At 64.4% G+C, this 1,572-nt stretch carries 2 protein-coding genes; both read left to right on the top strand.

Features of this window, described 5'->3' with window-relative positions:
• The first annotated feature begins 181 nt into the window (after positions 1-181).
• Entirely contained in the window at positions 182-874 is a 693-nt protein-coding gene (locus ACZ67T_RS46295; RefSeq protein ID WP_469993102.1) for a DUF7019 family protein, read from the top strand.
• 20 nt (positions 875-894) lie between these two features.
• Positions 895-1,509: a serine/threonine-protein kinase gene (locus ACZ67T_RS46290; protein ID WP_469993100.1), complete on the top strand. Its 615-nt coding sequence runs from the start codon at positions 895-897 to the stop codon at positions 1,507-1,509.
• Positions 1,510-1,572 lie beyond the last annotated feature (63 nt).

Genomic DNA, 1,572 nt, shown 5'->3' with positions numbered 1-1,572 from the left:
CACGACGGCGCAGCTCAAGCGGGTACTGGGAAGGACGTGCCATGACTCGATCCTCTCAAACGATCGAGTCTCTACCGAATCCGGAACGGTTCACTCAGGCGTCGTCACTCGCGTGGGGGCATACTTGATCGTCGAAGTTCAGGAAGCTCTGGTGGTTGAGTGTGACCGAGTTTGAGGCGGGGTGACGGTGGCCTTCAGGTACTACCTCTACATCAGCGACAGCAAGACGGACATGTTGCTTTCGCAGATCGATCCCGGCTTCACCGGCGGGCGCACGTCTGAGTTCGGCGTGGACTTCAAGGTGTTCACTGCGAAGCGTGCGGTTGAGTCTCCAGCAGCCGACCGTATCAAGAGGCTAGAGAGGGTCGTGCGCCACCTGGAGGACTATGGCGATCTCGGATCGGTCCAGGAACCGGGCCAGTTCTTCTGGGGCCTGCTCCCGATGCGGTGGGGGCCATTCCCTGGAGGCGAGCCATCCCCGCTGGTGTTCTTCGGTGGTTTGGACGACCAGACGGTTGTTGCCCTGGGCGGCTCCGGCAAGCACCTGCTGGGCTCGGTGCCGAACGTCGACGGGCAAAGCGCGCCGACGTCGCTGATGCCGGCCATGCTCGATCGGCTGGGTACCCTCTCCGAACTTGAGGACGAGCATGTCGTCGATGTCGTCGACGAGGCAGCTGACGACCTCGATCGTGCGGATCGTAGCGCGCTCGGCATGGTGCATCGGGTGGTCCAGCGGTTGGACGGGCCGACACAGATGGTCGAGTTCGTAGCCAAGCGGCTGCTGTACGGGCAGAGTTCTCTTAGGGAATCCGAGTCGGGCGGCGGGATATCCGTACTGCTCGGCTCGCCACTCTATGTCGCGTTGGTCGACTAACGAAGCCCGAGGAGGCAGGTTTGGCTACGGCAGGGAGTTCCCTCCCGGAGGCCTCGTCAACCTGGCGAATCGGCGATGTCATCGACGGCCGCTACGAGGTGGCCGGGGTGCTCGGCCGGGGCGGGATGGGTGTGGTGTACCGCGTGCACCACAAGGTGTGGGACATCGATCTCGCGGTGAAGTGCCCGCGCCCAGCGGTGTTCCGGAGCCCGGAGGCGCAGGAGTGGTTCATCACCGAGGCGGAGACGTGGGTGTCTCTGGGCCTCCACCCTCACGTGTGCGGCTGCCACTATGTCCGGGTGCTCGGCGGCCTCCCGCGAGTCTTCGCCGAGTGCGTGTCTGGTGGCAGCCTCCGCGAGTGGATCCAAGACCGACGCCTGCATCACGGGGATGGGCAGCAGGCGGTGACGCGTGTCCTCGATACGGCTGTCCAGATGGCATGGGGACTCGATCACGCGCACAGCCGGGGCTTGATACACCAAGACGTGAAGCCGGCGAACGTGCTGCTCGACAGAGCCGGCATCGCGAAGATCACCGACTTCGGGCTTGCACGGGCACGGGATGCGGCGGTCGCCCGCCACCACGACGCGCCACCTGGCAGCAGTGAAGTTCCCCCTCTGAGCTGGACAGCCTGATACTGGGACGACAGGTCCCGGAGGAAGCAGTTCCAGGTAGTGAGCAAGAAGAGCAACACGAGC

Source organism: Streptomyces sp. NPDC107517 (genome assembly GCF_055582645.1).
The sequence above is the reverse complement of the archived record's forward strand: the minus strand, read 5'-3'. Positions and strand labels throughout refer to the sequence as shown.